This window comes from Actinophytocola sp., assembly GCF_036402745.1.
Classification (GTDB): domain Bacteria; phylum Actinomycetota; class Actinomycetes; order Mycobacteriales; family Pseudonocardiaceae; genus Actinophytocola.
This window is the reverse complement of sequence record NZ_DASWSJ010000004.1, coordinates 1-23,761: the sequence shown is the minus strand read 5'-3', so window position 1 is coordinate 23,761 and position 23,761 is coordinate 1. Positions and strand designations below refer to the sequence as shown.

Genomic DNA, 23,761 nt, shown 5'->3' with positions numbered 1-23,761 from the left:
GGCGCCAGGAACGACGAGTGGTCGAGCACGGTGGCGGCGACGTTGACGACCACGTGGGTGAGCCCGTTGAGCGTGCTGGTGACGGTGCCGAGGAGGCCGCCGAGCAGCCCGCTCGACTGCGGCCCGGTCACCGGCTCCGGCGCCGGCAGCGGCTGCGGCAGTGGCTGCGGCTCGGGCTGCGGCTGCGCGGCGGTGCCGTCGGCCGGGGCCTGCTCCTGGACCGGCTGGTCGCCCGGCGCGGTGGCGGGCTGCTCCCCGTTCTGGTCGCCGGGCTTGTCGGCAGGCTGACCACCGGGCTGACTGCCAGGTTGGTTGCCTGGTTGCGCACCGTTGTGGTTGCCGGGCTGGCCAGAGGGGTGGTCGGCGGGCTGGCCGCTGGGCTGACCGGCGGGCTGGCCGCCCGGTTGGTTGCCTGGGTGATCGGCGGGCTGCTCGCCGTTGTGCTCGCTGGGCTGATCAGCGGGGTGATCGGCAGGCTGGCCGCTGGGCTGACCACCAGGCTGGTTGCCGGTTTGGTCGGCGGGCTGGCCGTTGGGCTGCTCGGCCGCCTCGTTGCCGGGTTGGTCAGCGTCGCCGGACTGGTCGGTCGGATCGGCTGCGTGCTCGTCGGCCTGGTGGTTGGCCGGCTCGTCGGTCACCGGCGCGCCAGTGGGCTCGGTGGTGGGCTCGTCGGCCGAGGCTGAGGTGGCGAACGTCGCGCTCAGCAGCCAGGCTGCGGTGGCCAGCGCGGCGACGAGCAGCCCGCGGCGCAGCAGGCGAGAGAGCCGGCTGCCGGCGGCGGGCGCCGGATTCGTGCCGTGCACAGCGACCACCACCGTCCCACTCCGCTCACGCCACGTGCCCAACGGATGCCGTTCGACAGTGCACACTATCTAGCACCGCACCGACAATGTGCACCCTAGCGGCGTCGAATCCACCCGGAAAGACGGTAAAAGCGCACCGTATCGGCCGTATGGGCCAATGTTGATCACTTGCCGTGAGGCTGGTTGCCGCTGACCCCGAGGTGAGCGGCCGCTGACCTCATAGGGTGATCATGGCCGTTCCCCCGAGCGGACGGCGCCACCGCCGCGCACCGTGGTCACGTGAGGATGTCGCTGACCGAATGGGCGCAGCGCTGGCAGCGCACCGAGCCCGACCTGCTGGTGCACGATCCGGGTGGGCCGCGCGAGTGCCTGGTCCGGCCCGGAGAGCTGGTGCTTCCCGCCGACGCCGTCGACTCGGCGATGCGCACCCTGGACCGCTGGGTGGACCGCGTCGAGCCCGCCGAGGCGCTGGCGACGCTGCGGCTGCGGGCCGGCGTGGGGTGCGTCGAGCTGGCCGAGGACGTCGGCGAGCGGCTGCCGGTCACGGCCAACCACGTGCACGTCGGCTCGCCGATCCTGCTGGGCACGGGCGCGGTTCCGGAGCCGGCCGTCCTGCCGCCCGCGCCGCCGGACGAGCTGTGGGACCCGCCGGTGACGGTGGCGGTGCTCGACAGCGGGCTGGATCCGCACCCGTGGTTCGCGGGCCGGCGGTGGCTCTCCGAGTGGGGCCTGCAGCCGGAGGTCCTGGACGCCGACGACGACGGGGTGGCCGACTACCAGGCGGGCCACGGCACGTTCGTCACCGGCGTGCTGCTGCGGCACGCGCCCGGGGTCACCGTCCGGCACCGGCGGGTCCTGTCGTCCCAGGGGCTCACCGACGACCGCACGGTCGCCGAGGGCCTGCGCGCGATCCGGCACCGCGCCATGCGTACCCGCGAGCACGTCGACGTCCTGCTGCTCTCGGCCGGCTGCCACACGATCGACGACCGCTGCCCGCCCGTGCTGGCCCACGAACTGGCCCGCTTCACCGACGCCGTGGTGGTGGCCGCGGCCGGCAACGGTGGCACGTCGCGGCCGTTCTGGCCGGCGGCCGCCGCGGACGTGGTCGCCGTCGGCGCGCGGGCGCCGTTCTCGAACCACGGCCCGTGGGTGGACACGATCGCGCCCGGTGTCGACGTGGTCAGCAGCCACGTCCAGCTCCGCCCCGCCGCGGGCCTCGCCGGCGACACCGAGCCCCGCGTCTACGGGGCGGCCCGGTGGAGCGGCACGTCGTTCGCCGCGCCCCGGATCGCCGCCGACGTGGCGTGCCTGCTGCGCGACGGTCTCACCGCGACGGAGGCGAAGCTGAAGGTCGCCGGGTAGTCCTACTCATTTCGCCGGCCGCCGGGCTCCCGCGCGAGGTTTGTCCCGTCCGACCCTCCACACACGGAGGGAGACGGAATGACTACCGAACGCGAGCTGGTCCTCGGTGTCCTGTCGGGCGAGGACGGCGCCTGGTCCGAGCTGGTCCGCCGGTACGCGCCGCTGGTCTGGTCCGTGGCCAGGCGCCACCGGCTGACCACCGCGGACGCGGCCGACGTCGCGCAGAACACCTGGCTCGCGACAGCCCAGAACCTGCGGAAGCTGCGCGACCCCGAACGGCTGGCCGGCTGGATCGCCACCACGGCCCGCCGGGAGTGCCTGAACCTGCTGGCCCACGGTTGCCGCGAGACCCCGGCGGACTGGTTCGACGCCCCGGAGGTGCCCGAGCGGGGTCCGGAGCCGCTGGTCCTGCGTTCGGCCCGGGACCAGCTCCTGTGGCGGGCGTTCGCGTCGCTGCCCGAACGGTGCCGGGCGTTGCTCGGCCTGCTCGCGCACGCGCCCGGCCTGACCTACGCCCAGGTGAGCCGGGCGCTGGGCATCAACGTGAACAGCGTCGGGCAGACCCGCGGCCGGTGCCTGGAGGTCCTCCGGCGACGGCTGGCGATCCTCGACATCCGAGAGGAGTCGGCCGGATGACGTGGCTGTCCGACCAGGTCTTGCTGGCGGAGTTGTCCCGCCTGCAACAGGCGCTGGACCCGGTGCCGGAGACCGTCCTCGCCGCCGCTGAGCTGGCCGGCGCGCTCGTGGACATCGACTGGCTGGTCGCCCTGCCCGAGCCGCTGCTGCGCGCCGAGGGTGTGCACCGCCTGCGGTTCGGCCGGGCCGGCGAGCCGGCGGCGGTGAACCTGGAGGTCCGCCTCCCGACGGTGGCCGGGCTGGCGCCGCCCCTGGCCGAGCTGACCCTGCACTGGCGCGGCGGGCGAGGGACGGTCGCGCTGGACGAGGTGGGGTACTTCCGGTTCACCGACGTTCCCGCGGGCCCACTTCGCGTGGTCCTGGTGGAGGCGGGTCGCGCGCCCCGGGCGACGAGGTGGTTCACGCCATGACCGCCATCGAACGGCGGCCCGGGCGGGAGATGTCCGGTGATGCACCGCAGGTAGCCGGGCGGGCGCTGATCGATCTCGCGCTGGTGGATCCCGAGCTGGCGTTGCGGCGGGCCGGTGCGGTGCTGGGTCGCCGGCGGGTGGACGCGGCGTTGCGGGTCGCCGCCTGGCATGCGGTCGCCAGTGCGCGGGTGGAGCTCGGCGAGTTCACCGTCGCTCGGCGGGTGGCGGCCCGGGCCGTCGGCGTCGGCGGCGCGCAGCGGCCCGAGCTGCGGTTGTTGCTGGCGTGGATCGAGCACAACCGCGGCCGCCTCGATGCCAGCGAGCGGCACCTCGCGGCACTGCCGGCCGGCCTCGCGGACACCTTGGCGGCGCGGGCGCGGTGCGTGCGCGGGCTGAACCTGTGCGTCCGCGGCGACTACGCGCGGGCCGTCCCCGAGCTGACCGCCGCGATCGCTGCCAGCCGCCGGCACGGTGACTCGCGGTGGGAGGCCAACGGCCTGGTCGGCCGGGGCGTGGTGCGTTCGCTGCAGCTGCGGCTGGCCGCCGCCGAGGCCGACCTCGCCGCGGCGCAGCGGGTCTGCGCCGCCCGCGGGGAGTCCGAGCGGGCCGCAAGCTGCCTGCACAACCGGGGGTTCGTCGCCGCGCAGGCCGGCGACATCCCCCGCGCGCTCGCGCTGTTCGCCGAGGCCGAGCGGGCCGGTCTCCGCGCCCGCGAGCGGGGCGAGGCCCTCCTCGACCGCGCCACCACGCTCCTTGCCGGCGGCCTCGTCGCCGACGCGGGCGAGGCACTCGCCAGGGCGTCGGCCCTCCTCGACGGCGCCGGCCGGGGGCTGCGCCTGGCCGAGGCGTGCCTGGCGCTCGGGGAGTGCGCGTTCCGGGCCGGGAGCATCCCGATGGCCCGGGACGCCGCCGGCCGCGCGTCGGTGTCGTTCCGCCGGCAACGCAGGGCCGGCTGGGTGGCCGCGGCCCGCGCCCTCGAGCTGCGGATCCGCCTCGCCGAGCGGGCCGAGGTGTCGATGACCGAGGTCAGGCGGGTCGCCGAGCGGGCCGCGCGGCACGGGTTCCGGCTCGAGGCGGCCTGGTTGCGGCTCGCTGCCGCGGAGCCCCGGCTGTGGCTCGACGTCGAGCGGGAGCGGGCCCGGGGACCGGCCGCTCTCCGCGCCGCCGGGTGGCTGGCCCGGGCCCGGCTCGCGGCCGCCGAGGGGCGGTCGGTCTTCCCGGCCTGCCGGGCGGGGCTCGGGGTCGTCGATCGGTACGCGGCCGGCATGGGCGCGCTGGAGTTGCAGGCCGGTGTCGCCGGGCTCGCCACCGCGTTGGCGCGGACGGGGCTGGGCGCGGCCTTGCGGTCCGGCCGGCCGCGGACCGTGCTCGCGTGGGTCGAGCGGTGCCGGGCGGCCGCGTTCCGGGTGGCGCCGGTGCGGCCGCCGGAGGACCCGGCGCTCCGGGCGGCGCTGGTCGAGCTGCGCGACGCGCAAGGTGGTGCGCCGCACCGGGTCGCCGCGTTGGAGGAGACCGTCCGGCGGCTGTCCCTCGCCGCCCCGGGTCGCGTCCCGGAGCCCGCCGACCCGCCGCTCGGCCGGTTCGGTGACCGGGCATTGCTCAGCTACTGGGTGCACGACGGCGAGCTGGGCGTCGTCACCGTCGTCGACCGCGGGGTGCGGCTGCACCGGCTCGGGCCGGCCGGCCCGCTGGCGGACCACGTCGACGCGCTGCGCTTGGCGGCCGGTGTCGGCAGCCCGGCCGAGTCACTGGCGGCCGCGCGGCTCGACCGGGTCCTGCTGGCGCCGGTGCGCGCGGTGGTCGGCGACCGGCCGCTGGTGGTCGTGCCGGCCGGTGAGCTGCGGGGACTGCCTTGGGCGGCGCTGCCGACGTGCGCCGGGCGGCCGGTGTCGGTGGTGCCGACGGCCGCGGTGTGGCGGCCGCGAACGCCGGGGACCGGGCGGCGGGTCTGGGTGGCCGGCCCGCGGCTGGCACACGCGACGACCGAGGTGGCGACCCTGCACGGGCGCTGGGGCGGCCAGCGACGGTCCACTGTGGACGGAACGCTCGACGCCATGGAGGGCGCCGAGATCGCGCACCTCGCCGCGCACTGCCGGTTCCGCGAGGACAGCCCGATGTTCACCGCCGTCGAGCTCGCCGACGGCCCGCTGTACGCCTACGACCTCGACCGGCTCACCGAGCCGCCGCGGCTGCTCGTGCTCTCCGCGTGCGAGGGAGCGCGCGGCGCGCTCGTCGGGCTGGCGGCCGTCCTGCTCCGCCGCGGCACCGCCCTGGTAGCGAGCACGACCCCGGTCCCGGACGCCGCCGCGGAGCCCCTCTTCGCCGCGATGTACACCCGCCTCGCCGACGGGCTGAGCACCGCCGAGGCCCTGGCCACGGCCCAGCGCGACCACGGCCACCTCGGCTTCGTCTGCCTCGGTTAGGCCCGTCAGGCCAGCTTGTGCAGCCGCTCGATCGCCTCGTCCAGCACCTCGTCGCGCTTGCAGAACGCGAAGCGCACGATGTGGCGCCACCGGTCGGGATGGTCGGTGAACACCTGGACCGGGACCGCCGCCACGCCGATGCGTTCCGGCAGCTGCCAGCACAGCTCCGCGCCGTCGGCGAAGCCGAGCGGGCGGACGTCGGCGCAGACGAAGTAGGTCCCGGCGCTCGGGCGGACCTCGAAGCCCGCCGCCGCCAGGCCTGCGGCGAGGCGGTCCCGCTTCTTCGCCAGGTCGGCGCTCAGGGCCGACACCCACGCGGACTCGGTGCGCAGCGCGTGCGCCACCGCCGGCTGGAACGGGGCGCCGCCGACGAACGTGAGGAACTGCTTGGCCGCGCGAACCGCCGACACCAGCTCGGCCGGGCCGCACGCCCAGCCGATCTTCCACCCCGTGCAGTTGAACATCTTCCCGGCGCTGGAGATCGTCACCGTGCGCGCCGCCATCCCGGGCAGCGTGCCGAGCGGGACGTGCTCGACGCCGTCGTAGGTCAGGCACTCGTAGACCTCGTCGGTCACCGCGATCAGGTCGTGCTCCACGCACAGCGCGGCGACGCCCTCGAGCTCCGCGCGGGTGAACACGGTGCCGGTCGGGTTGTGCGGCGAGTTCAGCAGCAGCAGGCGGGTGCGCGGGGTGATCGCCTCGCGCAGGGCGGCCAGGTCGACGCCGAAGCGGCCGGACGGCTCCTCCACCAGCGACACCACCCGGCGGGTCGCGCCGGCCAGGGCGACGGACGCGGCGTAGGAGTCGTAGTACGGCTCAAACAGCACGACCTCGTCACCAGGCTCGACCAGCGCCAGCAGCGCCGCCGCGATCGCCTCGGTCGCGCCGACCGTCACCAGCACCTCGGTGTCCGGGTCGAACGAGACGCCGTAGCGGGTCCGCTGCTCGGCGATGGCCGCGCGCAGCTCGGGGCGGCCGGGGCCGGGCGGGTACTGGTTCACCCCGGAACCGATGGCCTCCTGGGCCGCGGCGAGCATCGACGGCGGCCCGTCGGTGTCCGGGAAGCCCTGGCCCAGGTTCACCGCCCCGGTGCGGGCGGCCAACGCGGTCATCTCCGCGAAGATCGTCGAGGTGAACGGCTGGAGACGGGGGACCAAGGCATTCCGGCGCACGGTTACGCATCCTCACGGACAATGGACCCGTGCGGCAACTGACAGCTCCCTTGACCAGCGCCCCCGTCCCCGGCGAGGCGGAGAAGCAGCGTGGCCTGCGGCGGATGAAGCTGGTGGCCCTGTCCTTCCTGCTGGGCGCCACCGTGATCTTCATCGCCACCTCGTTCTGGCAGTCCGCGGGCGCCCCGGCCTGGGCCGGCTACCTCAGGGCCGCCGCCGAGGCCGGCATGGTCGGCGCGCTCGCCGACTGGTTCGCGGTCACCGCGCTCTTCCGGCACCCGCTGGGCATCAAGATCCCGCACACGGCGATCATCCCCACCCGCAAGGACGCGCTCGGCAACAGCCTCGGCGAGTTCGTCGGCACCAACTTCCTCGCCGAGCAGGTCGTCCGCGAGCGGCTGCGCCGGGTCGGCGTCGCCGGCCGGCTGGGCGGGTGGCTGGCCGAGCCGGCCAACGCCGACCGGGTCACCGCCGAGCTCTCCACGGTGGTCCGCGGGGTCGTGGCGGTCCTGCGGGACGAGGACGTGCAGGCCGTCATGGAGCAGGCCGTCGTCCGGCGGATCGTCGCCGTGCCGTGGGGGCCGCCGCTGGGCAAGCTGCTGACCGGCGTGTTCGCCGACGGCGCGCACCACAAGCTCGTCGACCTCATGTGCGACCGGGCCTACGAGTGGGTCAAGAGCAACCACACGGCGGTGCTGCGGGTCGTGTCCGACCGGGCGCCGAGCTGGTCGCCGAAGTTCGTCGACTCGATGGTGGCCGACAAGGTCTACGGCGAGGTGCTGTCGTTCGCGTGGCTGGTCAAGACCGACCCGAACCACCCGATGCGCCTGGCCATCGACAAGTTCCTCGCCGAGTTCGCCCAGGACCTGCAGACCGACGAGGCCACCATCCAGCGCGCGGAGGCGGTCAAGCAGCAGGTGCTGGAGCACCCCGAGGTGCAGAACGTCATCGGCTCGGCCTGGGCCACCGCCAAGGCCATGCTGCTCGACGCCGCCGAGGACCCGTCGAGCGAGCTGCGCAAGCGCGTCCGGGACGGCCTGATCTCCCTCGGCACCCGCCTGAGCACCGACGACTCGCTGCGCGAGAAGGTCGACAGCTGGGTCGAGGGCGCGGCGGCCTACGTGGTCCTCAACTACCGCGATGAGATCACCACGCTGATCACCGACACGGTCCAGCGCTGGGACGCGGAGGAGACCTCGCGCAAGATCGAGCTCCAGGTCGGCCGGGACCTGCAGTTCATCCGGATCAACGGCACCGTGGTGGGCGCGCTGGCCGGCCTGGTGATCTACACGGTGGCCCAGCTGATCCTCTGACCGCGACCGCCGACCTCGCGGCGACGGCGTCATGAAGAAACCGGCGCCGCGGAACACAGTCCGAGCGCCCATCGAGACAGCCCGTCGGCGGCGCGCTACTCCGCGCGGGCGCGTTCGCGCCAGGCGCGGGCCTTCTCGCGGTTTCCGCACACGCGCATCGAGCACCAGGTCCGCGAGTGGTTGCGGGAGCGGTCGTAGAACGCCCAGCGGCAGTCGTCGGCCGGGCAGATCTTCACCCGGTCCCACTCGCCGCGCACGAGGAGCCTCGCCGCCGCGGCCAGGACCGCGCCGACCACGTCGCCGGCCACGAGGCGGGGTCCTTCCGCCGACAGCGACACCGTGACCTGCGCGGACAGGTCCGGGGAACCCGCCACGTCGCCGACCGCGGCACGCAGGGCCGAGCGGGCGGCCAGGGCGTCGGCCGAGGCGGTGAGGTCGTGCGCGGTGAGCCAGGACTGCCAGGCGACCTCGTCGTCCAGCACGTCGGTGCCGTTCTCGACGTCGACCGTGTTCAGGAAGTCGAGCACCAGATCCACATCCGTGGTGGTCACGACACCACTGTAGGCGCTACGCCGGTTGCTCCAGTATCGTAACCTCTGCAAGCTCAACACAGGTTACGGAGGACAACGATGACCGCTGCCGTGCCCCGGATGGGCTCCGTCGTGCTCGACTGCCCCGATCCCCGCGCGCTCGCCGACTTCTACGCCCGCCTCCTCGACTGGCCGCCGAACGAGCGCGACGAGCCCGGCTGGGCCACCATCGAGGGCCCGGATGGCGCCATGATCGAGTTCCAGCTCGCCACCGACTACCGCCCGCCGACCTGGCCCGACCCCGAGCGCCCGCAGATGTTCCACCTCGACCTGCGGGTCGACGACCTCGACGCCGCGCACGAGCGGGCCGTCGGGCTCGGCGCGAAGCCCCTCGACCAGCAGCGCACGTTCCGCGTGTACGCCGATCCGGCGGGTCACCCGTTCTGCCTCTGTCACTGCTGAATTCGCTGCTGAAACAGCAGCTCACAGCCTAAGCACAGGGTGTATAGACGACAGCTATACACCCTGTGTACTGTGTCCCGCATGTCAATCGGGCACACACTGCTAGGCCTGTTGGAACACGGGCCACGGCACGGCTACGACCTCAAGCGGGCCTACGACGAGCACTTCGGCCACGACCGGCCACTGCACTACGGCCAGGTCTACGCGACCCTGTCGCGCCTGCTGAAGAACGGCCTCATCGAGGAGTCGGGCGTCGAGCAGGGCGGCGGCCCGGACCGCAAGCGCTACGCGGTCACCGCCGAGGGCGTCACCGACGTCGAGCACTGGCTCACCACGCCCGAGAAGCCCGAGCTCTACATGCAGAGCACGCTCTATACCAAGGTCGTCATCGCGCTCATGTCCGCGCGCAACGCCGAGGACGTCCTCGACACCCAGCGCGCCGCCCACCTGAGCGCCATGCGCGAGCTCACCGACCGCAAGCGCGGCGGCGACCTCGCCGACCAGCTCATCTGCGACCACGCCCTGTTCCACCTCGAGGCCGACCTGCGCTGGCTGGAACTCACCGCGGCGCGCCTCGCCGACCTCGGAAAGCAGGTCCGTCATGGCTGAGGCAATCCTCACGGCCGACGCGATCGTCAAGTCGTTCGGATCCACCAAGGCACTCGACGGCGCCTCGATGTCCGTGCGGGCGGGCGAGGTCGTCGCGGTCATGGGGCCGTCCGGCTCCGGCAAGTCGACGATGCTGCACTGCCTGGCCGGCATCATCGCGCCCGACGCCGGCACGGTCACCTACGCCGGCCAGGACCTCGGCGCCATGCCCGACGTGCCGCGCTCGGCGTTGCGCCGCACAGAGTTCGGCTTCGTCTTCCAGTTCGGCCAGCTGGTCCCCGAGCTCACCTGCGTCGAGAACGTCGCGCTGCCGCTGCGCCTCGGCGGCCGCAAGCGCAAGGACGCCGAGCGGCAGGCCCGCGACTGGCTCGCCCGCCTCGAGGTCGACGACGTCGCGGCGAAGCGGCCCGGCGAGGTCTCCGGCGGCCAGGGCCAGCGGGTCGCGGTCGCCCGCGCGCTCGTCACCGGCCCGAGCGTGATCTTCGCCGACGAGCCCACCGGCGCGCTGGACTCGCTCAACGGCGAGCACGTCATGCGGCTGCTCACCGACACGTCCCGGGAGAGCGGCGCCGCGGTCATCCTCGTCACCCACGAGCCCCGGGTGGCGGCCTACTCCGACCGCGAGGTCATCGTCCGCGACGGCCACACCCGGCAGGTGGAGTTCGCATGAGCTCTCCGCGGGGGTGGCTGACCGACCTCGCCCTGGGGGTCCGGCTGGCCGTCGGGGGCGGCCGGACCTCCTTGGTGCGGTTCGCGCTCAGCTCGGTCGGCATCGCGATCGCGGTGGCCGTGCTGCTGATCGGCGCGTCCGTCGGCACCATGGTCGACCAGCACCAGCTGCGCAGCCATGCCGACTCGGTGGGGCCGAGCGAGAAGCCGGTCCCCGGCGTCGACCCGGTGTACTACCAGCAGAACCCCACCGAGTTCCGCGGCCAGCGCATCGCCGTCGCCTACGTCTACGCCGGCGGCGACCACGCGCCGGTGCCGCCCGGCCTGGACAAGCTGCCCGGACCGGGTGAGCTGATGGCCTCGCCGGCGCTGGCCGAGCTGCTGGGCTCACCCGAGGGGGAGCTGCTGCGGCCCCGGTTCCCGGACAAGATCGCCGGCACCATCGGCAAGGAGGCGGTCACCGAGCCGGGCGACCTCGTCGCCTACATCGGCGAGGACGAGACCTTCGTCGACAGCCCGAGCGCGTATCCGGTCTACGACTTCGGCTCGTCGCTGGCCCCGCAGCCGATGCCGGTCGACATCCTGCTGCTGGTCCTCGTCGGCGCGGTGGTGATCCTGCTGCCGGTGTTCATCTTCGTCGCCTCGGCCAGCCGGATCGCCGGCGCCGAACGCGACCGCCGGCTCTCGGCCCTGCGCCTGGTCGGCTCGGGCTCGCGGCAGGTGCGGCGGATCGCGGCGGCCGAGGCGGTGGTCAGCGCGCTGGCCGGGCTCGTGCTCGGTGCCGCGGTGTTCCTGGTGCTGCGCCAGTTCGCCGAGGGCATCGAGCTGTTCGACCTGCGGGTGTACACGAGCGACGTGGCGCCCGACCCGGCGCTGGTCGTGCTGATCGTGCTCGCGATCCCGGCGCTCGCGGTGCTCACGGCGCTGTTCGCGTTGCGCCGCACGATCATCGAGCCGCTCGGCGTGGTGCGCCGGGCCAAGCCGGTGCGCCGCAGGCTGTGGTGGCGGCTCGGGTTGGTCGTGGCCGGGGTGGCACTGCTGTTCACCCAGGGCGGCGCGCCGGAGAACACGCAGGTCTGGGCGTACGCGGTGGCCGGGGGCGCGGCGCTGCTGCTCATCGGGGTGCCCGTGGTCCTGCCGTGGCTCGTGGAGCGGGTCGCCGGGCGGATCGAGGGCGGGCCGTCGTCCTGGCAGCTCGCGATCCGGCGGCTGCAACTCGACAGCGGCACGTCGGCCCGCGTGGTGGGCGGCGTCGCGGTGGTGCTCGCCGGCGCGATCGCCCTGCAGACGGTGCTCATGACGGTCGAGTCCCAGGTCGGGCTGCCGGGTACGACCCAGGACGGCAAGCCGACGATCGAGGTGTCGACCGACGCCTCCCTCGCCGACGAGGTCGCGGCGAACGTGGCGGCCGTCTCCGCGGTGCGGGCGACGCACGTCGTCCGCGACCTCACCGGCTACGAGCCGGGCGCGCGCGGCGACAGCGGCGACAACCAGTACCTGGGGGTCATGGACTGCGCCGCGATCGCCGAGCTCGCCGGCATCCGCGACTGCGCCGACGGGCAGGTCTTCGCGATGGATGGCGCGGGCCCGCTGGCGAGGGGTGGCCAGCAGCTCGAGTTCCGCGAGTACCCGTTGACGCGGGCCGCTGTGTACGACCCGAACGACTTCGAGAAGGTCGGCAGCTGGACCGTGCCCGCGGACGTGCGCCACGTGTCGCGGCAGGCCGACTCGCGGGTGTACTCGTCGCTGCTCGTCACTCCGGGCGCGCTGGCCGGCGTGCGGCTGCCCGCCACGCGGGCCAGCATCCACGCGACCGCCGGCACGATCTCCTCCGACCAGCTCGAGGAGGTCCGCAACTCGGTGGCCGAGTTCGGGCCGGAGGTCTACATCTTCTCCTACAACACCGCCCAGGACCTCAACACCGGTCAGCAGATGTTCGTCTCCATCCGCAACGCGCTCTACGGCGGCTCGATCTTCACGCTGCTGCTGGCCGGGGTGAGCCTGCTCGTGCTGGCGCTCGAGCACATCCGCGAGCGGCGCCGCCCGCTGGCCGTGCTCGCGGCGAGCGGCGTGCAGCAGGGGGTGCTGGCCCGGTCGCTGCTGTGGCAGGTGGCGCTGCCCATCGCGCTGGGCGTGGTCGTCGCGATCCTCACCGGGGTGGGCCTCGCGTGGCTGATCGTCCGGCTCACCGGCGAGACGCTCGCGATCGACTGGGCCGGGGTGGGCCTGCTGTCCGGCGGTGCCGCGCTGCTGGCGGTGCTGGTGACCGGGATGACGCTGCCGTTCCTGCGCAGCGCCACCCGGCTCACGTCACTGCGCACCGAATGACGCGCACCGAGTGACGCGCACCGAGTGACGTGCACCGGTGACGCCGTGAACGACGCCTTCGCGGGGGGTGCGAAGGCGTCGTTCCGGGCCCCTCTCAGCCGGCCAGGTTCCAGCGGCCGGACAGGTGCCATGCGGCGCAGATGTTGACGTCGAGCAGGTAGGCGCCGGCCTGGCCGCACTGGCCGTCGGCGGTGCCCGGGTCGATCGGCTGGCCGTGGCCCATGCCGGTGATCGTGTAGGTCTCCACCAGGGTGCGGCCGCCGCTCGCGTAGACGGCGTGCGGGTAGCCGGCCACGGTGTCGGTGCTGGTCGGTGTCGACGGGATGCCGTGGACGTTGGTCCACTGCTCGGCCAGCTCGGTCGCGTTCATCGGCGCCACGGTGTAGTCGGCGCTGCCCTGCCAGATGCTCACCGTCGGCCACGGGCCGGTGTGCGAGCTCGCGGCGCGGACGGCGTTGCCGAGCTGGGCCGGGGTCTGGTTCTTCCCCGGGTACATGCAGGAGAACGCGTCCATCATGCTGGCCGCGCACCGGTACGCGATCCCCGCGACCACCCCGCCGCCGGCGAACATGTCCGGGTAGGTCGCGAGCATCACCGCGGTCATCGCGCCGCCCGCGGACAGGCCCGTCACGTGCACCCGCGCGGCGTTCGCGCCGGTGTCGGTGATCGTGCGGCGCACCATCTGCGCGATCGACTCGGCCTCCCCCTGGCCGCGGGTGGTGTCGCCGCGCTCGAACCAGTTGAAGCACTTGCTGGAGTTGTTGGCGCTCTGCTGCTCGGGCAGGACGACGGCGAAGCCCCACTTGTTCGCGAGCTGGATCCACCCGGCGCCGGTGCCGTAGCCGGCGGCGGTCTGCGTGCAGCCGTGCAGGGCGACGACGATCGGCCGGCCGGCGGGCAGGCCGTCCGGGGTGTAGCGGAACATCTTGAGGTTGCCCGGGTTGGTGCCGAACCCGGTCACCTCCACGATGCTCGCCGCTGACGCTGGGGTCGCGCCGGCCAGCAGGCCGGCGAGCAGGGAGACCGCGAGTGCGATCGCGGTGAACGGTCGTTTCATGCCGCACCTCGCTGTGTGATCGGCATCACTTTCCCCTTCGACGGTAGGCGGTCCGCGGTCCGCTGAGCAGGGTGCCGGCCACCACAATCCGCCCGCCGAATGTGGTGGTGGCAGGCATATGTATGCGCCCGGGCGGCTCCTAACGTCGACCGGGCAGCGTCGCGCAGGGAGGTTCACCATGATCGCCCGGGTTGCCGTACTGGCCGCCACCGTCCTGGCCGTGTCCGCGACGGTGGCCGCCGCCGACACCGTCCACAGTGGAACCGCCGGTGGCCAGCACTGTGCCCGCCTCGACCGGTTGCACGTCCCGCTGGCCCAGCGCCAGCAGGCCGCCTGCCTCGACGAGCTGACCACCGCCGGCACCGTCGCATCAGGACACACCGTGCAGGCGGACTGGACGGGCCTCACCCAGGCGTCGCTGTCCCAGCCGAGCGGCGTGCCGGGCATCCAGGTCGACGGCTACTTCCCGGACACCTCGACCACGAACACGAACAACGGCTGGAACCACGACGCCCAGTTCGTGCTGCGGCTGCCGGACCGGTGGAACGGCGGCCTGGTCGTGTCCGGCTCGCCGGGCAACCGGCGCCAGTACGCGAACGACCGCGCGATCGCGGACTCCGTGCTGGCCAAGGGATATGCGTTCGCCGCGACCGACAAGGGCAACACCGGCCCGGCCTTCTTCCACGACGGCCGGCGCCCCGGCGACGCCGTCGCCGAGTGGAACGGCCGGGTCACCCAGCTCGCCGTGGCCGCCAAGGCCGTCGTGGCGCAACGGTACGGCCGGCTCCCGTCGACGACGATCGCGGCCGGCATCTCCAACGGCGGCTACCTCGTGCGCTGGCAGCTGGAGAACAACCCGTGGCTGTTCGACGGCGGCCTCGACTGGGAGGGCACGCTCTGGCGCACGGCCGGGCCGAACCTGTTCGACGTCCTGCCCGCGGCCATGCGGGCCTACCCGGCGTACGCGAGCGGGGACCCGGCGGCGCACCAGGCGATGCTCGACGCCGGGTTCGCGCCCGGCTCGGAGTTCCTCTGGCCGTTCCACAACCAGGTCTACTGGGACTTCACCCAGCGCACCTACCGCGAGGAGTTCGACCCCACCTTCGACGGCGACCTCGACGCCGGGATCCCGTACTGCGCGAGCGGAACGCCGGCCTGCGACGCCGACTACGACTACGCCACCCGGCCCCGCGCGGTGCACGACGCGGTCGACCGGATCGGGCTGACCGGCCGCATCGGCAAGCCGCTGATCACCCTGCACGGCACGCTCGACACGCTGCTGCCGATCAGCCGGGACTCGGACGTGTACGCGAAGATGATCACCGACGCCGGCCGGGGCGGGCTGCACCGCTACCACCGCATCGAGAACGGCAACCACGTCGACGGGCTGGTCGACGTCTACCCGGACCGGCTCGAGCCGATCGCCCCGCACTTCCGGACCGCGTTCGACGAGCTGGAGTCGTGGCTGCGCCGGTGATATGACTCGGTGGTGATAGCACGAGTATGGCGGGGCTGGGCCCCGCCCGACCGGGCGGACGAGTACCAGCGTCACTACGAGGACGAGGTGTCCGTGCACCTCACGGGTGTGCACGGCTTCCGAGGGGCCCGGCTGCTGCGCCGGGTCGAGGGCGACGAGGTCGCCTTCACGTCGATCACGTTCTTCACGAGCATGCAGGCCGTGCGCGGCTTCGCGGGCGACCACCCGGACCGCGCGGTGGTGGAGGACCACGCCCGGCAGGCCCTGTCCCGCTGGGACGACGAGGTGACCCACCACGAGGTCGCGGTCGACCTCTGAGCGGTCCTACTCGTGGAGCTGGTGCAGGCGCAGGGCGAGCTGGATCTCCAGGGCCCGGTCCGGGCTCTGCCAGTCCTCGCCCAGGAGGGAGGAGATCCGCTCCAGGCGCTGGACGACCGTGTTCACGTGGACGTGCAGCTGCTCCTTCGCCCGGGTGAGGTTGGTGCCGCAGTCGAAGTACGCGCGCAGCGTCCGCACCAGGTCGGTGCCGCGGCGGGCGTCGTAGTCCAGCACCGGGCCCAGCGTCGTGCGGACGTAGCCGTCGAGGTCGGTCCGGTCGCCGATGAGCTGGCCGACGAAGCCCAGGTCGGCCAGCGCCGCGCCCTGCCCCGCCCGGCCCAGCGCCAGCAGCGTCCGCACGCACCGGGCCGCCTCCGCCGCCGCGGCCGCCAGCCGGACCGGCCCGCGGGCGGGTCCGGCCGCGCCGACCGTCACCGGGGCGTCCACTGTGGACCGGAGCTCGGCGGCCAGCTTCCCGGCCAGGCGTGGGGACTCGTCCGAGGACAGCAGCACCACCTGCTCGGCGTGCAGCCCGACGAGCGTCGCGTAGCGGCCGCAGGCCATCGCCAGCCGCCGCCGGGACACGCCGTCGCAGTGGGCGATCAGCACCGTGTGCGGCGCGGCCAGGTCGATGCCCAGCCGCCGGCCGCGGGCCAGCAGCGCCGCCTGGTTGCGCGACGGCGCGGTCAGCAGGTCCGTCAGCAGCTCGCCGCGCACCTCGTCCTCGGCCGCCGCCACCGACCGGCGCAGCAGCAACAGCAGCGCGGCCACCACGCCGGCCCGCTCGAACAGCCGCCGGTCGGCCTCGCCCATCGTGGGCCGGCCGGTCAGCACCAGGCTGCCCAGCAGCTCCGGCCCGGCCACGACCGAGCACACCCACTCGTCGCCGGCGCGCACCGCCCGGCCCGAGGACCGGGACGCGGTGATCGCGGCCGACGGCAGGGCGAGCGGACCGGTGTCGACCCTGGCGAGCTCCGCCCCCGCGTCGTCGAACAGCACGAGCCCGCCACCGAGGACCGAGGCCACCTCGGCGGCCACCTCGACGAGGTCGCCGCCGCGCAGCACCAGCTCCATCAGCCGGTCGTGCGCGTCCTCGCCGCGGCGCATCTCCAGGTTGTGCCCGCTGATCGTCTCGTTCGCCCGGCGCGTCGCGGCCAGCAGCTGCGCGTTGTCGATGGCGATGGCCGCGTGGTCGGCCAGCGACGACAGCAGCGCGACCTCCTCGGCGGTGAACTCCCGCCGGGCCCGGTCGGCGGCGAACAGCACGCCGATCACCTTGCTGCCCAGCGACAGCGGCACGCCCAGGATGCCGACCATGTGCTCGGCGCTGACCGCGTCGTCGATCGAGGTCGTGTGGTTGAACCGCGGGTCGTGCAGGTAGTCCGCGCTCGCGTACGGGTGCGCGCTCTGCGCGACCAGCCCGCCGAGCCCCTCGCCGTGCCCGATCCGCAGCCGGGGCAGCAGCGAGGACACCGAGCCGTCGGTGACCCGCATGTACGTCGTGCCGGCCGCCTCGTCGTTCAGGCTCAGGTAGGACAGGTCGACCCGCAGCAGCATCCGGGCCCGCCGCACGATCGAGTGCAGCACCTCGTCGAGGTCCTGCAGCTTCGACAGGTCGCGCGCGGTGTCGAACAACGCGGTCAGCTCGGCCTCGCGCCTGCGGTGCTCGGTGAGCGTGTGCCGGATCCGCAGCGCGAGCTGGGTGGCCTCCTCCAGCCGGGCCATCGCGGCCGGGTCGAGGTGGGCGCGTGCCTCGACGGCGACGTGCGCCAGCTGCTCGCCGCTCGCGTCGTCCGCGAGCAGGTCGAGCAGCCGGCGCACCGCGTCCGAGCCCGCGCTCACCTCGCTGTCCACGCTGGTCATGTTGTCACTCGGGCCTCCGGGGCGGGAACCTCGGCGACCACCACGCCCGGGTTCTCCTCCAGCGCCGTGCCCCTGGTCTCGTGCGCCAGGAGCACCGCGACCACCGTGATCAGACACATCGCGACCAGGTACAGCGACACCGGCAGCGTGCTGTCCCAGGCGTCGAGCAGGGCGACCGCGATCAGCGGGGCCGCCGCGCCCGCCGCGATCGAGGCGAGCTGGTAGCCGATCGAGGCGCCCGAGTAGCGCACCCGGGTGCCGAACAGCTCGGCGAAGAAGGCGGCCTGCGGCCCGTACATCGCGCCGTGCAGCACCAGCCCGACGGTGGTGGCGAGCGCGATGACCCCGAACGACCTCGTGTCGAGCATCGCGAAGAACACGAAGCCCCAGAGGCCCATCCCGACCGCGCCGAACAGGTACACCGCGCGCCGGCCGACCTTGTCCGAGAGCAGGCCCCACAAGGGAACCGTGACCAGGTGGACGGCCGAGCCGATCAGCACCGCGTTGAGCCCGACGGACCGCTCCAGGCCCAGCCCCTGGGTGAGGTAGACCAGGATGAACGCGGTGATGATGTAGTAGGAGACGTTCTCGCCCATCCGGGCGCCCATCGCAATCAGCACCTGGCGCCAGCTGTGCATGAACACCTGCACGATCGGCGCCTTCTCCGCCACGCCGCGCTCCTCGGCCTTGCGCGCGGCCTCGAGGAACAGCGGCGACTCGGCCACCGTGAGCCGGATCCACAGGCCGACCACGACGAGCACCGCCGACAGCAGGAACGGGATGCGCCAGCCCCAGGACAGGAAGGTCGCGTCGGACTGCGTGGCGGCGAGGATCGCGAGCACGGCGGTCGCCACCAGGTTGCCGGCCGGCGCGCCCGCCTGCGGCCACGCCGCCCAGAACCCGCGGCGCCTGGCGTCGCCGTGCTCGGACACGATCAGCACCGCGCCGCCCCACTCGCCGCCGAGCGCGAAGCCCTGGACCAGCCGGAGCAGCACCAGCAGCAGCGGGGCCGCGGCGCCGATCGTCGCGTAGGTGGGCAGCAGGCCGATGGCGAACGTGGCGCCACCCATCATCAGCAGGGCCACCACGAGCAGCTTCTTGCGGCCGACCTTGTCGCCGAAGTGGCCGAACACCAGCCCGCCGATCGGCCGGGCGACGAACCCGATGGCGTAGGTGGTGAACGCCAGCAGGGTGCCGGTCAGCGGGTCGGACGTGGGGAAGAACAGCTTGTTGAACACCAGCGCGGCGGCCGAGGCGTAGAGGAAGAAGTCGTACCACTCGATCGTGGTGCCGATCATGCTCGCGGAGACGACCCGTGCCAGGGACCGGTTGGCGGGTGCTGCGGGCAGGGAACTCACAAGATCACCGCACTTCGTTGAGGGGACTGGGTTTCCGGGGTCAGTTGGCGGTCCAGCCGCCGTCCAGCGGCACGGACGCGCCGGTCAGCGAGGCGGCGTGCGGGCCGCACAGCCACCGCACGAGCTCGGCGACCTCGGCCGGCTCGATCAGCCGCTTGACCGGCGAGCGGTCGAGCAGGATCTTCTCGACGACCTCCTCGGGCGGGAGCCCGTGGGCCTGCGCCTGGGCCGCGATCTGGTTCTCCACCAGCGGGGTGCGCACGTACCCCGGGTTGACGCAGTTGCTGGTCACGCCGTGCGGGGCGCCCTCGACCGCGGCGACCTTGGACAGCCCTTCCAGCCCGTGCTTGGCGGTCACGTACGCGACCTTGTAGGCGCTCGCCCGCAGCCCGTGGGCGCTGGAGATGTTGACGATGCGACCCCAGCCGCGGGCGTACATGTGCGGCACGCAGCGGCGGATCAGCAGGAACGGCGCGGTCACCATCACCTGCTGGATCAGGGTGAACCTGTCGGGCGGGAACTCGTGCAGCGGCGCGACGTACTGCAGGCCCGCGTTGTTGACGAGGATGTCGACCTCGGCCGGCAGCGTCTCGATGGCCGCCGCGTCGGCCAGGTCGACGACGTGCGCCCAGCCGCCGACCTCGCCGGCCACCCGCTCGGCCGCCTCGCCGTCCCGGTCGACCACGTGCACCTTCGCCCCCGCCGCGGCGAGGGCCTGCGCGCAGGCCCGGCCGATGCCGCTGCCACCACCGGTGACCATGGCGATGCGGCCGGCCAGGCCGTTGTGAGCTGGAGCACCTTCCATGCCCGTCAACGCTAGGTTTCGCGCCGTACCGCGGCCATGTGTCGGGCGCCCATAGCATGGTGGTCGGTCGTATGGCCTCGGGCCATGTGCGGGCGCCGGAGGCGTGATTTGCGTAGTCTTGCATGTGTGATTTGCCCGAAGTGTCAGAACACGATGCGTACCGTGGACCGCCAAGGCATCCACATCGACCAGTGCGACGGTTGTCGCGGAATCTTCCTGGACAGAGGCGAGCTCGAGACGATGCTCACCGCCGAGCAGCAGTACGCGGCCGCGGCCGCACCGCCGCCGTACCAGGGGGACACCCGTCGCGCACCGGCACCGCCACCAGGGGGCGGGTACTACCCGGACTCCCCGCGTGGGTACGGCCGCGGGAGCTATCCGGACTCGCCGAAGGGCTACGGCCACGGTGGGTACCCGGACTCGCCGCGCGGCCACAGCCCGGGTGGGCACGGCGGCCACGGTGGCCATCGCCGGCGCAAGAGCTTCCTGGAACAGCTCTTCGACTGACCCGCCTCCCCGCGTGAACCCCATGATCTGCGCGGGGTGCGGGCGGTGGACCGACGAACCCCGCGTACTCCCCGACGGCGCCGGCACGGTCCTCGCGTGTGTCTCATGTGGACACCGCGAGCCGTACCGGCGCCTCCCGCTGTTCGCCCTCACCGGGCCGTCGGGCACCGGCAAGACCACGGTCGGCCGCCTGCTCGCCGGCCTGCTCGGCGATGTCGCCGTGGTGCTGGAGCAGGACCTCCTGTGGGTCGGCGCGCTGCGCGACCCCACCGGCGACTCGGCCGCGTTCCGCCAGACGTGGCTGCGCCTCGCGGCGAGCGTGCAGCAGAGCGGGCGCCCGGTGGTGCTGTGCGGCACGGTGGCGCCGCCGCAGTTCGAGCCCTGGCCGGAGCGCGCCCTGTTCGCGGATATCCACTACCTGGCGCTGACCTGCCCGTCCGCCGAGCTGCGCGCCCGCCTGCGGGCCCGGCCGGCCTGGCGCGCGTGGGACGAGGAACGGATAGCGGAGATGCTGTCCTTCAACGAGTGGGTCCGCACCGAGGCCGCCCGGACGAACCCGCCGATGACCCTCCTCGACACGACCGGCGCTTCCCCCGCCGACACCGCGGCCGAGGTGGCCACCTGGGTCCGGAGCCACCTCGATCGGATGTGACGGGACGCACCCACCTGCGCAAGCAGGGCGCTTGCAACTGCTAGCACGCCCGCGTACCGTCGGTGGTGTCGCGAGGAGGTGACCACGATGAGCGAGCCGGAGCAGCCAAGCCAGGACGGCCACGGCCGCGCCATCGACCAGGTTGCCGACAAGGTCGCCGACCTCGGACGGGACATCGGCGAGTACATCAAGCAGCAGCGCAACAGCGCCAAGATCTCGTTGCGCCAGCTCTCGAAGCTCGCCGGGGTGTCCAACCCCTACCTCAGCCAGATCGAGCGGGGCCTGCGGAAACCGTCTGCGGAGATCCTCCAGCAGATCGCCAAGGGCCTGCGGATCTCGGCCGAGGCGCTGTACGTGCAGGCCGGCATCCTCGATGTCGCGCACGGCGGCCCGGTGGTCGACGCGGTGCGTGCCGACGACGCGCTCACCGAACGTCAGAAGCAGATCCTGCTCGACGTGTACGAGTCGTTCCGCCGCGAGAACGTCCCAGAGTCCACAGTGGAGGGGTCCGATGTGGACAGTGAAGCAGCACGACGGACCCCGCCAGAGGAGTGAGTGAATTGGTTACGCTGCCGAAGACCGATGACGTGCGCAAGGCGGGCGAGCAGGCCGTCGACCTGCTGCGCACCCCGCTGCTGGCCGCGCTGGGCGCGGGCGACCTGGCCACCCAGGCCGTGCGCGACGCCGTCAACAAGACCCGCAGCCGGGTCAACGAGGGCGCCGACGCCGCCAAGGGCGCGGTGGACGAGCTGCCGAGCGACCTGGCCGGCCTGCGCGACAAGCTCGACCCGGCCGAGCTGCGCAAGCTCGTCGACGAGTACACCGACGCCGCGCAGAAGCTCTACCAGAAGCTGGCCGACCAGGGCGAGGACACGCTGACCAAGCTGCGTGCCCAGCCGCAGGTCCGCAAGGCCCTTGACCAGGTCGAGGAGGCCATCGCCACCCTGCAGGAGCGGGTGGGCGACGTCGCGGGTGACGCCCGCGAGGTGGCTGACGAGGTGCTGGCCCGGGTCACCCGCCGGACCCGCTCGGTCGGCGAGAAGGCCGCGCGCTCCGCGGAGAAGCTGGGCGCCGAGGCCGCGGTGGCCGCCGAGGACCTGGGCGAGGACGTGGCCCACGAGGTCCGCAGCACCTCCCGCAAGGTCGCCAACCGCACCGCGCCGCGCAAGGCCGCGACCACGCGGACCAGCGCGACCACCCGCAAGACCAACGGCGCCCCCAAGAAGTAGGGCGCTGCCCGACAAGGCCCCGGCACCGCGCGTGCCGGGGCCTTTCGTATGGGTGTTCGGTGGCTTGTGGCCGGTCCGCTGGTCACTCGCGGCGGTCCGCACGTAGTCTGGTGGCGTGCCGTACGAAGCGCTGTTGATCCTGCAGATCATCGACTGGGCCGCGGTGCCGGTCGGGGTCTTCGCGTTCATTCACGCGTTGATGCAGCGTCCGGACGCCTACGCGGCCATCGACCGACTCACCAAGCCGGCCTGGCTCGGCATCACCGGTGGCGCCACCGCGGCGCTGCTGCTGTTCAGCTTCGCCGGCATCGGGTGGATCTTCTGGATGGCCGGGCTCGTGGCCGCGCTCGTCTACATCGTGGACATCCGGCCCAAGCTCATCGAGGTGCAGCGCGGCCAGCGCTGGTGACTAGGTTGGTCGCGTGACCAGCTGGACCATCTCCGGAACGCTGCGCGTCGAGCGCGCGCTCGACCGCCCCGACCTGCTCGCCGACCCGGTGGCCAAGGCGCTCGCCACGTTGCCGGCCGCCGAGGGCCTCGGCGTCGCCGCCATCGACCCCGACCTGGCCGACACCGCCGCGTTCTGCGAGGCCTACGGCTCACCGCTCGAGGCGTCGGCCAACTGCGTGGTCGTGGCCGGCAAGCGCGCGGGCGAGGAGCGGTTCGCCGCGTGCCTCGTGCTGGCCACCACCCGCGCGGACGTCAACGGCGTGGTGCGCAAGCGGCTGGACGTGCGGAAGGCGTCGTTCGCGCCGATGGACCGGGCGGTCGAGCTCACCGGCATGGCCTACGGCGGCATCACCCCGGTCGGCCTGCCCGCGCAGTGGCCGCTGCTCCTCGACCCGGCCGTGGCCGCCGCCCCCGAGCTGGTGATCGGCAGCGGCATCCGCGGCAGCAAGATCCTCATCCCGGGCCCGACGCTGGCCGCGTTGCCGGGCGCGGAGGTGCTGGCGGGCCTGGGCCGCTGAACCGTCCTTTCACGGTCTGTAGGCATTCGCTCGGCGGAGGCGTTCGGCCGCTTGTGCCCGGAGTGCGTTGCCGGACACCGGGGTGACGCCGTGCAGTGCGTCCCAGCGGGCGTCGTGCGCTGCCGGCCACAAGCTGGCCGCCCACGCGACCTCCTGCTCCACGGCCGTGAACAAGCGCCCCCGAATGTCCTGATAGGCCGCCAGGAACGCCTCGGAGCTCTCGATCGGCGCCAGCGTGGCCGGCCCGACTTTCGCGAACGCCCCACTCGCCGCTCCCACCAGCGCCGCCTCCGGTTGCCACGCCAGGCTGTCCCAGTCGTGCACCGCCCACACCTCCCGACCGTGCCACCGGAGGTTCTGTGCCTCGAAGTCGGCGTGGCCCAGCACGCACGGCAGGCTGGCGGCCAGCAGCCGCCCGCGGGCGCGGTCGGCCGTGTCGACGACGTAGGCGGGCACGGCGCTCTGGTCCCGGTCATCGAGGAACTCGATCGCCGGCCACACCCCGGAATCCGGGTGGTCCCAACGCGCCCAGCGCGGGTTCGGCAGCGGCGGTGCGACGGTCACGTCGGCCAGTTCGGCCATCAGCCGGGCGAACACCTCCGCATAGCGCACGGCCACGTCCGGCGAGTCCCCGGGCAACATGTCGCCGCCGGGCCGGAACTCCTCGGCGTGCACGGCCAGCGAACCGACACCGACCACCGGCGTGAGCGGCCGGGCACAGGGAAACCCGCGCTCGGCCAACCGGTCCTGCGCCGCGACACACGACCCGGCCCGGCCGTCATCGGCGCGCGCCTTGACCACGACGTCCGT

Annotated in this window: 24 protein-coding genes and 1 pseudogene; 17 read left to right on the top strand and 8 right to left on the bottom strand. The window is 73.5% G+C overall.

All coding sequences use genetic code 11. The features are described from left to right. Positions 1 to 815: pseudogene (locus VGD70_RS00425) on the bottom strand (hypothetical protein); the annotation flags it as partial. Between the two features lie 273 nt (positions 816 to 1,088). Between VGD70_RS00425 and VGD70_RS00420 the strand changes: the two are divergent. The 4 genes from VGD70_RS00420 (at position 1,089) to VGD70_RS00405 (ending at position 5,634) form a co-directional block, all read left to right on the top strand. Beyond that, positions 1,089 to 2,165 (top strand): S8/S53 family peptidase, encoded by a 1,077-nt coding sequence (locus VGD70_RS00420; RefSeq protein ID WP_331076910.1) that lies wholly within the window; start codon positions 1,089 to 1,091, stop codon positions 2,163 to 2,165. 78 nt (positions 2,166 to 2,243) lie between these two features. Continuing rightward, positions 2,244 to 2,801, top strand: a complete 558-nt coding sequence (locus VGD70_RS00415) for a sigma-70 family RNA polymerase sigma factor (RefSeq protein WP_331076904.1) — start codon at positions 2,244 to 2,246, stop codon at positions 2,799 to 2,801. Next, on the top strand, positions 2,798 to 3,211 hold the full coding sequence (locus VGD70_RS00410; protein WP_331076902.1) for a hypothetical protein: 414 nt from the start codon (positions 2,798 to 2,800) through the stop codon (positions 3,209 to 3,211). The genes VGD70_RS00415 and VGD70_RS00410 overlap by 4 nt, the downstream gene beginning before the upstream one ends. Next, positions 3,208 to 5,634 (top strand): CHAT domain-containing protein, encoded by a 2,427-nt coding sequence (locus tag VGD70_RS00405; RefSeq protein ID WP_331076900.1) that lies wholly within the window; start codon positions 3,208 to 3,210, stop codon positions 5,632 to 5,634. The genes VGD70_RS00410 and VGD70_RS00405 overlap by 4 nt, the downstream gene beginning before the upstream one ends. 5 nt (positions 5,635 to 5,639) lie before the next feature. Here the strand turns inward: VGD70_RS00405 and VGD70_RS00400 are convergent, their stop codons facing one another. Next, positions 5,640 to 6,806 (bottom strand): pyridoxal phosphate-dependent aminotransferase, encoded by a 1,167-nt coding sequence (locus VGD70_RS00400; protein WP_331076899.1) that lies wholly within the window; start codon positions 6,804 to 6,806, stop codon positions 5,640 to 5,642. Between the two features lie 29 nt (positions 6,807 to 6,835). On the opposite strand from VGD70_RS00400, the gene VGD70_RS00395 reads away from it, so the two are divergent. Beyond that, positions 6,836 to 8,119 (top strand): DUF445 domain-containing protein, encoded by a 1,284-nt coding sequence (locus VGD70_RS00395; RefSeq protein WP_331076897.1) that lies wholly within the window; start codon positions 6,836 to 6,838, stop codon positions 8,117 to 8,119. A gap of 95 nt (positions 8,120 to 8,214) precedes the next feature. On the opposite strand, the gene VGD70_RS00390 is transcribed toward VGD70_RS00395, so the two are convergent. Continuing rightward, on the bottom strand, positions 8,215 to 8,670 hold the full coding sequence (locus tag VGD70_RS00390) for a CGNR zinc finger domain-containing protein (protein ID WP_331076895.1): 456 nt from the start codon (positions 8,668 to 8,670) through the stop codon (positions 8,215 to 8,217). Positions 8,671 to 8,748: 78 nt separating this feature from the next. Between VGD70_RS00390 and VGD70_RS00385 the strand changes: the two genes are divergently transcribed. From VGD70_RS00385 to VGD70_RS00370, 4 genes are all read left to right on the top strand, one after another. Next, the gene (locus tag VGD70_RS00385; RefSeq protein ID WP_331076892.1) at positions 8,749 to 9,111 is read left to right on the top strand and encodes a VOC family protein; all 363 of its coding nucleotides are present in this window, start codon (positions 8,749 to 8,751) and stop codon (positions 9,109 to 9,111) included. Positions 9,112 to 9,192: 81 nt separating this feature from the next. After that, positions 9,193 to 9,720 (top strand): PadR family transcriptional regulator, encoded by a 528-nt coding sequence (locus tag VGD70_RS00380; RefSeq protein WP_331076890.1) that lies wholly within the window; start codon positions 9,193 to 9,195, stop codon positions 9,718 to 9,720. After that, positions 9,713 to 10,390 (top strand): ABC transporter ATP-binding protein, encoded by a 678-nt coding sequence (locus VGD70_RS00375; protein WP_331076888.1) that lies wholly within the window; start codon positions 9,713 to 9,715, stop codon positions 10,388 to 10,390. The genes VGD70_RS00380 and VGD70_RS00375 overlap by 8 nt, the downstream gene beginning before the upstream one ends. Then, the gene (locus tag VGD70_RS00370; RefSeq protein WP_331076886.1) at positions 10,387 to 12,717 is read left to right on the top strand and encodes an ABC transporter permease; all 2,331 of its coding nucleotides are present in this window, start codon (positions 10,387 to 10,389) and stop codon (positions 12,715 to 12,717) included. The genes VGD70_RS00375 and VGD70_RS00370 overlap by 4 nt, the downstream gene beginning before the upstream one ends. 94 nt (positions 12,718 to 12,811) lie before the next feature. Here the strand turns inward: VGD70_RS00370 and VGD70_RS00365 are convergent, their stop codons facing one another. After that, a complete protein-coding gene (locus tag VGD70_RS00365; RefSeq protein ID WP_331076885.1) occupies positions 12,812 to 13,774 on the bottom strand; it encodes a PHB depolymerase family esterase in 963 nt (320 codons plus the stop codon). Between the two features lie 178 nt (positions 13,775 to 13,952). Here VGD70_RS00365 and VGD70_RS00360 point away from each other — a divergent pair, with 178 nt between their 5' ends. Together VGD70_RS00360 and VGD70_RS00355 are read left to right on the top strand one after the other, a co-directional pair. Continuing rightward, positions 13,953 to 15,251 (top strand): tannase/feruloyl esterase family alpha/beta hydrolase, encoded by a 1,299-nt coding sequence (locus tag VGD70_RS00360; protein WP_331076883.1) that lies wholly within the window; start codon positions 13,953 to 13,955, stop codon positions 15,249 to 15,251. A 12-nt stretch (positions 15,252 to 15,263) separates the two neighbouring features. Beyond that, positions 15,264 to 15,569 (top strand): antibiotic biosynthesis monooxygenase, encoded by a 306-nt coding sequence (locus VGD70_RS00355; protein ID WP_331076881.1) that lies wholly within the window; start codon positions 15,264 to 15,266, stop codon positions 15,567 to 15,569. A gap of 6 nt (positions 15,570 to 15,575) precedes the next feature. On the opposite strand, the gene VGD70_RS00350 is transcribed toward VGD70_RS00355, so the two are convergent. The 3 genes from VGD70_RS00350 to VGD70_RS00340 all read right to left on the bottom strand — a co-directional run bounded on the left by VGD70_RS00350 (position 15,576) and on the right by VGD70_RS00340 (position 19,595). After that, positions 15,576 to 17,432: a helix-turn-helix domain-containing protein gene (locus tag VGD70_RS00350; RefSeq protein ID WP_331076879.1), complete on the bottom strand. Its 1,857-nt coding sequence runs from the start codon at positions 17,430 to 17,432 to the stop codon at positions 15,576 to 15,578. Further along, on the bottom strand, positions 17,429 to 18,730 hold the full coding sequence (locus VGD70_RS00345; RefSeq protein ID WP_331076908.1) for an MFS transporter: 1,302 nt from the start codon (positions 18,728 to 18,730) through the stop codon (positions 17,429 to 17,431). The genes VGD70_RS00350 and VGD70_RS00345 overlap by 4 nt, the downstream gene beginning before the upstream one ends. Positions 18,731 to 18,830: 100 nt before the next feature. After that, positions 18,831 to 19,595 (bottom strand): 3-hydroxybutyrate dehydrogenase, encoded by a 765-nt coding sequence (locus VGD70_RS00340; protein ID WP_331076877.1) that lies wholly within the window; start codon positions 19,593 to 19,595, stop codon positions 18,831 to 18,833. An 84-nt stretch (positions 19,596 to 19,679) separates the two neighbouring features. Between VGD70_RS00340 and VGD70_RS00335 the strand changes: the two genes are divergently transcribed. The 6 genes from VGD70_RS00335 to VGD70_RS00310 all read left to right on the top strand — a co-directional run bounded on the left by VGD70_RS00335 (position 19,680) and on the right by VGD70_RS00310 (position 22,951). Next, positions 19,680 to 20,102 (top strand): zf-TFIIB domain-containing protein, encoded by a 423-nt coding sequence (locus VGD70_RS00335; protein WP_331076876.1) that lies wholly within the window; start codon positions 19,680 to 19,682, stop codon positions 20,100 to 20,102. Between the two features lie 22 nt (positions 20,103 to 20,124). Next, a complete protein-coding gene (locus VGD70_RS00330; protein ID WP_331076906.1) occupies positions 20,125 to 20,754 on the top strand; it encodes an AAA family ATPase in 630 nt (209 codons plus the stop codon). A gap of 87 nt (positions 20,755 to 20,841) precedes the next feature. Then, positions 20,842 to 21,309, top strand: a complete 468-nt coding sequence (locus VGD70_RS00325) for a helix-turn-helix transcriptional regulator (RefSeq protein ID WP_331076874.1) — start codon at positions 20,842 to 20,844, stop codon at positions 21,307 to 21,309. 5 nt (positions 21,310 to 21,314) lie between these two features. Continuing rightward, positions 21,315 to 21,983 carry a hypothetical protein gene (locus tag VGD70_RS00320; RefSeq protein ID WP_414637863.1) on the top strand — a complete coding sequence of 223 codons (669 nt, stop codon included), beginning with the start codon at positions 21,315 to 21,317 and terminating at the stop codon, positions 21,981 to 21,983. Positions 21,984 to 22,098: 115 nt separating this feature from the next. Further along, positions 22,099 to 22,392 (top strand): DUF2516 family protein, encoded by a 294-nt coding sequence (locus VGD70_RS00315; RefSeq protein ID WP_331076870.1) that lies wholly within the window; start codon positions 22,099 to 22,101, stop codon positions 22,390 to 22,392. 13 nt (positions 22,393 to 22,405) lie between these two features. Beyond that, on the top strand, positions 22,406 to 22,951 hold the full coding sequence (locus tag VGD70_RS00310; RefSeq protein WP_331076868.1) for a YbaK/EbsC family protein: 546 nt from the start codon (positions 22,406 to 22,408) through the stop codon (positions 22,949 to 22,951). 9 nt (positions 22,952 to 22,960) lie between these two features. On the opposite strand, the gene VGD70_RS00305 is transcribed toward VGD70_RS00310, so the two are convergent. Beyond that, a partial coding sequence (locus tag VGD70_RS00305; protein WP_331076866.1) for a hypothetical protein occupies positions 22,961 to 23,761 on the bottom strand: 801 nt, incomplete at its 5' end.

Excerpts from the sequence above, each read along its gene's own strand:
- VGD70_RS00420 (WP_331076910.1), top strand. The coding sequence starts at position 1,089 with ATGTCGCTGACCGAATGGGCGCAGCGCTGGCAGCGCACCGAGCCCGAC.
- VGD70_RS00415 (WP_331076904.1), top strand. The coding sequence starts at position 2,244 with ATGACTACCGAACGCGAGCTGGTCCTCGGTGTCCTGTCGGGCGAGGAC.
- VGD70_RS00410 (WP_331076902.1), top strand. The coding sequence starts at position 2,798 with ATGACGTGGCTGTCCGACCAGGTCTTGCTGGCGGAGTTGTCCCGCCTG.
- VGD70_RS00405 (WP_331076900.1), top strand. The coding sequence starts at position 3,208 with ATGACCGCCATCGAACGGCGGCCCGGGCGGGAGATGTCCGGTGATGCA.
- VGD70_RS00385 (WP_331076892.1), top strand. The coding sequence starts at position 8,749 with ATGACCGCTGCCGTGCCCCGGATGGGCTCCGTCGTGCTCGACTGCCCC.
- VGD70_RS00380 (WP_331076890.1), top strand. The coding sequence starts at position 9,193 with ATGTCAATCGGGCACACACTGCTAGGCCTGTTGGAACACGGGCCACGG.
- VGD70_RS00375 (WP_331076888.1), top strand. The coding sequence starts at position 9,713 with ATGGCTGAGGCAATCCTCACGGCCGACGCGATCGTCAAGTCGTTCGGA.
- VGD70_RS00370 (WP_331076886.1), top strand. The coding sequence starts at position 10,387 with ATGAGCTCTCCGCGGGGGTGGCTGACCGACCTCGCCCTGGGGGTCCGG.
- VGD70_RS00365 (WP_331076885.1), bottom strand. The coding sequence starts at position 13,774 with ATGAAACGACCGTTCACCGCGATCGCACTCGCGGTCTCCCTGCTCGCC.
- VGD70_RS00360 (WP_331076883.1), top strand. The coding sequence starts at position 13,953 with ATGATCGCCCGGGTTGCCGTACTGGCCGCCACCGTCCTGGCCGTGTCC.
- VGD70_RS00350 (WP_331076879.1), bottom strand. The coding sequence starts at position 17,432 with ATGACCAGCGTGGACAGCGAGGTGAGCGCGGGCTCGGACGCGGTGCGC.
- VGD70_RS00345 (WP_331076908.1), bottom strand. The coding sequence starts at position 18,730 with ATGATCGGCACCACGATCGAGTGGTACGACTTCTTCCTCTACGCCTCG.
- VGD70_RS00340 (WP_331076877.1), bottom strand. The coding sequence starts at position 19,595 with ATGGAAGGTGCTCCAGCTCACAACGGCCTGGCCGGCCGCATCGCCATG.
- VGD70_RS00335 (WP_331076876.1), top strand. The coding sequence starts at position 19,680 with ATGTGCGGGCGCCGGAGGCGTGATTTGCGTAGTCTTGCATGTGTGATT.
- VGD70_RS00330 (WP_331076906.1), top strand. The coding sequence starts at position 20,125 with ATGATCTGCGCGGGGTGCGGGCGGTGGACCGACGAACCCCGCGTACTC.
- VGD70_RS00325 (WP_331076874.1), top strand. The coding sequence starts at position 20,842 with ATGAGCGAGCCGGAGCAGCCAAGCCAGGACGGCCACGGCCGCGCCATC.